The sequence below is a fragment of the Paracoccus sp. PAMC 22219 genome, from assembly GCF_000787695.1.
Taxonomy (GTDB): Bacteria; Pseudomonadota; Alphaproteobacteria; order Rhodobacterales; family Rhodobacteraceae; genus Paracoccus.
This window is the reverse complement of record NZ_BBPH01000070.1, coordinates 1-5,690: the sequence shown is the minus strand read 5'-3', so window position 1 is coordinate 5,690 and position 5,690 is coordinate 1. Positions and strand designations below refer to the sequence as shown.

5 protein-coding genes and 3 pseudogenes are annotated in these 5,690 nt (G+C 64.5%); 4 read left to right on the top strand and 4 right to left on the bottom strand.

All coding sequences use genetic code 11. The annotated features are described in order from the left end of the window. The 3 genes and pseudogenes from TY51_RS23315 to TY51_RS08460 all read left to right on the top strand — a co-directional run. Window positions 1-147 (top strand): annotated as a pseudogene (locus tag TY51_RS23315) (IS3 family transposase); the annotation flags it as partial. A gap of 33 nt (window positions 148-180) precedes the next feature. Continuing rightward, a pseudogene (locus tag TY51_RS24505) lies at window positions 181-383 on the top strand (integrase core domain-containing protein); the annotation flags it as partial. A 109-nt stretch (window positions 384-492) separates the two neighbouring features. After that, the gene (locus TY51_RS08460; protein WP_042248315.1) at window positions 493-1,131 is read left to right on the top strand and encodes a DsbA family protein; all 639 of its coding nucleotides are present in this window, start codon (window positions 493-495) and stop codon (window positions 1,129-1,131) included. A 54-nt stretch (window positions 1,132-1,185) separates the two neighbouring features. On the opposite strand, the pseudogene TY51_RS20965 reads toward TY51_RS08460, so the two are convergent. After that, a pseudogene (locus tag TY51_RS20965) lies at window positions 1,186-1,932 on the bottom strand (IS5 family transposase). A 212-nt stretch (window positions 1,933-2,144) separates the two neighbouring features. Between TY51_RS20965 and TY51_RS08450 the strand changes: the two are divergent. Then, window positions 2,145-2,552, top strand: coding sequence for a YHS domain-containing (seleno)protein (locus TY51_RS08450; protein WP_042248309.1), 408 nt, complete (start codon window positions 2,145-2,147; stop codon window positions 2,550-2,552). 66 nt (window positions 2,553-2,618) lie between these two features. Here the strand turns inward: TY51_RS08450 and TY51_RS08445 are convergent, their stop codons facing one another. From TY51_RS08445 to TY51_RS08435, 3 genes are all read right to left on the bottom strand, one after another. Then, a complete protein-coding gene (locus tag TY51_RS08445; RefSeq protein ID WP_042248306.1) occupies window positions 2,619-3,791 on the bottom strand; it encodes a CaiB/BaiF CoA-transferase family protein in 1,173 nt (390 codons plus the stop codon). Further along, entirely contained in the window at window positions 3,788-4,942 is a 1,155-nt protein-coding gene (locus tag TY51_RS08440) for an OpgC family protein (protein WP_042248303.1), read from the bottom strand. The genes TY51_RS08445 and TY51_RS08440 overlap by 4 nt, the downstream gene beginning before the upstream one ends. Then, window positions 4,920-5,690 (bottom strand): thiamine pyrophosphate-dependent enzyme (locus tag TY51_RS08435; protein WP_042248300.1); only part of this gene is annotated, 771 nt, incomplete at its 5' end. The genes TY51_RS08435 and TY51_RS08440, both read right to left, overlap by 23 nt.

Genomic DNA, 5,690 nt, shown 5'->3' with positions numbered 1-5,690 from the left:
TACCAGACCCACGCAGGTTTCGCACTGCACCTGACCACCGCAGTCGCCCGACCCGCTGCACGCGATGAGGGTTCCGCGTGCCAGGCGATTGCTCAACCCGCGCCAAAAGGCGTAAATCAACTACCGGCTCCGGTCGTAGTCGGATGAAAGACCAGTGGCACGTCATTCATGCCCTCGATCATCGAGCGCCTCTGGCGGTCCCTAAGAATGAATGCGTCTCCCTGCACGCTTGGGAAACGGGGTCGCAGGCGAAGGCTGCCATCGGCAAATGGATTGCGTTCTGTCATCATCGGAGACCCCACACCGCCTATGGTGGGACGCCGCCCGCCGAAGTCTACTTCGACACGATCGAAACCGAACAACAGGCGCAGGCAGTCGCTTAAACATCTCCAAAAAATCGTCCAAGGATCGGGGAGTAGCTCGTAGTGACGAAGCAGCAACCACGGCCATGTCGAGGACGTTGCCTTGAAGACTTTAAAAATGGAGGTCGCGATGACCAATGCGCACCTGATCTATTTTGCAGATCCAATGTGCTCATGGTGCTGGGGGTTTTCGCCTGTGATTGACAGCATTCGTCAGGAGTTTGGTCCCTCTCTGCCAATTCGGCTCATCTTGGGTGGGCTGCGTCCCGGAACGACAGAAACGCTCGGGGAAACCTCCAAGCGGGAAATCCGAGAACATTGGACGCATGTGCATGCAGCCACCAGTCAACCCTTTGATTTCGGATTTTTTGAGCGGCAAAACTTTATCTATGACAGCGAACCCGTCTCGAGAGCGGTCATTATCGCGCGCCACCGAAGCATAAGTGGTGCGCTCGACTTTCTCAAACGCACGCATGCCGCGTTCTACGCTCAAAATCGAGATGTAACCGATGAGCAGGTTCTGGCGGACCTGGCCATGGAGGCTGGCTTTGATCGTGATGAGTTTCTGCAAGAGTTCCGCAGCGAGGAAATCAGGAAAGAGACCTGGCAGGACTTTGCTATTACCCAAAAGGCTGGAGTGAGAGGTTTTCCCTGTCTGATCGCAGGCACCGATGAGCAGGCTGGATACAGCCTCGTGACAGCGGGGTACCAGCCAGCAGAGCGCGTCTTGCCGATACTGAGGGAATTTCTACTGGACATGCCGATGTGAACTGCTTGCCGGTTCCATAGACGCGAGGTCGCTCTGCGCCGGAAGCATTAAGGTTCACAGCCAGGACAGGACAGTTTCAGCCAAAGCGATGGTGGAAAGGTGTGTGTTCGGGCATTGGGCGCGATCCGGGTTTCGACGCGCTGCCGGTTCTTAGGGCGGCCGAATATGATCTCGATGTTATTACGCCGTCTGTAGCGTAGCGTGTCGTGTTTAACGACCTTCTGGTAAGACTTCCGGCCCGGGGTCATGGTTTTATCCCTTTGCCTGCCCACGGTTTTCGCAGCCAGTCAGCGGCATGTCCCCGGTCCGCCAGTAGCCATCCAGCCTTCGGCAGATCACCCGGCAGCGTCGCCGACGGTGTGGTCGCTGACTTGTCCGGCCGACATATGGAACCTCATCGGGCGGCCTTCCGCATCAGTGATGGCGTGCAGTTTCCTGTTCAGGCCGCCTTTCCTCCGACCGATCTGTCGACCGCGCGCTCCCTTTTTTGCACACAGGCTACAAGCCGTGCGCTGTGCCTTCAGAGAGGTCGCATCGATCATGATCGTATTCGGATCGGCGCCCCGGGCGGTCTGGCCGAGCATGATCCGGGCGAAGATCCCATCATCGCTCCAACGCTTATAGAGCGACTTGGCAGGCCCGCATTCCTTCGGCGCATCGCCTCATCGCCACCCAATGCGTTTGATGAAGACAATGCCGCTCAGCATGCGCAGATCGTCAACCCGCGGACGGCCTTGGATTTTGGGAAAGAAGGAGCAAAAGCGCTTTCTGCGAGCCTGTCAGCCAGTACATCTTGCTCATGATCACGTCTCCTCACGAAGTTCGAACCAAGGCTAAGGGCTGAAATCATTGGACCCAAAACCTTCGATGCCGCCTGTACGTCGTGCATCCCATGATCGATCTGCGAATTGGGACGTCGACAGCACATCTTGATGCGCACGCTTATGTGATCGGGGGCCCGTAACGTGCGGCAGTCGTTGGCCGACACTAGAACAGTTGTACAGGAGGACGCGATGAAGACATTTCTGATCCCCGCCGCGCTTGCGGCCGCGGTGCTGGGCCTTGCGGGTCTGACCGGACCGGGGCTGCACGCGCAGTCCCATCCCGCCCATGTCAATGCGCCCGCCGGGCTGGGGGCGGCGGGTTACGACTTGGTGGCCTATTTCACCCAGAACGCCCCGGTGCGGGGAGATGCCGCGCTGACCCACCGCCATGACGGCGTGACCTATAAGTTCGCGTCAGAGGCGAACCGCGCGGCATTCGTCGCCCAGCCCGAGGCCTATCTGCCGCAATACGGCAACTATTGCGCCTATGGCGTGGCGCGCGGATACAAGGTCGGCGTCGATCCAGCGGCGTTCACCATCGTGGATGGCAAGCTGTACCTGAACTATGACGCGGCGGTGCAGGACACTTGGCGCTAGGACATCCCCAAGTACCTGGCCCAGTCCGAGGCGAACTGGCCCGCCATCGCCGACGACTGATCACCGTCAGGCAGGTCCGAACCGGCGCAAGATATCGTCGCGGTGTTCGTCCAGAAAGGGCGGGCGCCGCGGCGCGCGGACAGGCGTGGCCGACATCTGCAGCGGGTTGCCCAGCAGGCGGATGGGTGGCAGGCCGTCCTCGGCCGGCAGGGTGGTCAGCATGCCGCGCGCCACGGTGTCGGGGTCGGCCAGCACCTCGGCCACGCTGCGGACCGGGCCTGCGGGAACGCCGGCCTCGGTCAGGCGTGCCTCCCACGCGGTGGCGGTGTCGCGGGCGAACAGCGGCAGCAGCGCATCCTCCAGCGCATCGACGTGCTCGACCCGCGCGCGGTTGGTCGCAAATCGCGGATCGTCCGCCAGACCCGGCGCGCCCAGCACCGCCACCAGCTTTGCGAATTGCGCGTCGTTGCCACAGGCCAGCGCCAGCACCCCGTCACCCGTGGCGATCGTCTGATAGGGCGCGATGTTGGGGTGGCGGTTGCCAAGCCTTCGTGGCGCATTGCCGGACACCAGCATGTTCGTCGCCCCATTGATCAGCCATGCCAGCTGCGCGTCATAGAGCGCGACATCGACGCGCTGCCCCTCTCCGGTGCGGTCGCGGTGGTGCAGGGCGGCCAAGATGCCGGTCGCCGCATACATGCCGCACATCACGTCGGCGATGCCCACGCCGACCTTCATCGGCGGGCCATCCGGATCGCCGGTCAGCGACATGATGCCCCCCATGGCCTGCACGATGAAATCGTATCCCGCCCGGTCGGCATCCGCTCCGTGCCGCCCAAAGCCGGTGACCGAACACCAGATCAGCCCCGGCCGCAACGCCGCCAGATCGTCATAGTCCAGCCCCCGCCGGGCCAGATCGCCGGGCTTGTAGTTTTCGACCACGATGTCGCAATGTTTGACCAGCGCGCGGATGATCTCCGCGCCCTCGGGCGTGGTGAAATCGACCGCGATGGATTGCTTGCCCCTGTTGGCCGACAGGAAATAGCCCGACAGGTCGGTTTCCGTCCCGTCCGTGCGGGTGACGTGGGGCGGGGCCCAGCTGCGGGTGTCGTCGCCCGCGCCGGGGCGTTCGACCTTGATCACCTCGGCACCCAGATCGGCCAGCAGCTGCGTGGCGGTCGGTGCCGCAAGAATGCGCGACAGATCGAGGATGCGGATACCGTCAAGGCTGTTGGTCATGGGCGGGGGGTGCTCCAGGGGGTTGATTTGAACCAGCCGGTGACCCGCGCGACGCCATAGAGGATCGCACAGCCCGACAGGTTGGCCAGCGTGACCGTCAGCGCGTCGCGCCCGATCTGGTCCAGCGCGATGCCGATCACCTGCGCCAGAAACATGCCGGCCAGGAACACCGCCAGCGATTGCTGGCCGATGCGGCGCAGAGCGTCGGTGACGGGCGCGATCACGGGACGGGTCAGACGCGCGCCGGCGGGGCCGACCAGCGCCAGCGCGATCACCGCCAGCGACAGGAAATGCAGATAGCGGAACAGTCCGAACGTGGTCTTCGAGGTCAGTGGCCGGATGGTGTCGGCGACGTCCCGCAGGACCGGATACGCGCGCAGGGTCTGATACCATGCAAACGGGACTGTGGCGACGACAAACACCACCGCCAGCCCCAGCAGCCATCCGCGTGCGGGCGGCGCGCGCCATGTCCCGCGCCGCAGGAAGAACCCGGTGAAGAACAGCAATTGCCAGCCGAAAGGGTCGAAGAACCAACCGCGATCCGACCAGGGCTCGGCCGGGAACGGCATCAGGCGGGTTTGCGCCAAGCTCCACAGGGCAACAATCAGGACCAGCGGCAGGGCGCGATGCGCGCGTTCCGCCATCAGCATGACCGGCAGCAGCGCCAGGATGACCATATACATGGGCAGGATGTCGAAATAGTTCGGGACATAGCGCAGCAGCATGAAATCCAGCACCAGCCCCGCATCAGTGGCAAAACGCTGCAGGTTCAGCCGGCTGACATAGCTTTGCCCGTCGGGCCGCATTCCGGCCCACGTGACCAGCGCAAAGATCGCCAGAAACAGAGCCAGATGCGCCCACCACAACTGCCACAGCCGCTGCGCCACGCGCGCGGTCAGCAGCCATGGCCCGCGCCTGTCGAACGTGCCGCCGAACGCGATGGCCGAGGCCATGCCGGACAGGAACACGAACATCTCTGTCGCGTCGGAAAACCCGAAGCGTGCGGGAATCCACAGCGTCCACGGGTTGCCCGGCACATGTGCGATCAGGATGATCAGCATGCCCAGACCCCGGAACACGTCCAGCCTGATGTCGCGCGCGGTCGATCGGGCGATCGTGCCGGGAAAATCAGAACGCGTCGCGATAGTCATCGGCATCGAACCTGCAGGCGATCAGCGAGGGGCCCGGACGGGCGGCGGCATCATCCAGCGCGCGGGCCAGTGCGGGCGCATCGGTGACGGTGTCTCCATGCGCGCCGAACCCCCGCGCGACGGCGGCCAGATCGGTGCGGCCTAGCGCGGTGGCGCGCGGGGCCAGCCCGGCCTGGGCCTGCTTCTGCGCGATCAGGGCCAGGCTTTCATCCTGAAAGACCAGCACCGTCACGGGCAGAGAGAGGTCGCGCAGAGTGGCCATTTCGCCCGCGCACATCTCGAACCCGCCATCGCCCATCACGGCGATGGTACGGTGGCCGGGGCGCGCCACCGCGGCGCCGATGGCCAGCGGCAGGGCAGCGGCCATGGTGCAGAACCCCGCCGATTGCAGCAGCCGCACGGGCAGGCGTGCCTGCCACATCTGCGACAGCAGGATGCGATGCGCGCCGCTGTCCACCGTCACGACCGTGTCGGCGGCCACATGGGCGGCCAGCGTCCGGATGATCGCGTGCGGGCCCCAATCCTGCGGGTTGTCGAACGCGGCCTGCAGCGCCGCGCGGGCCGGGTTCCACCAGTCGCGGGGTGCGGCCCCCGGCAGGGCGGCGGCCAGCGCGGCAGCGGCCTGGGCGGGACAGGCCAGCAGGCGCTGACCCGCGCGGTGCATGGCATGGTCGGCGGGGGCGGCGGTGATCTCGACGTCATACAGTCCGGCGGGGACTGGGTCCATCCAGCCGGGGCGCATCTCGAT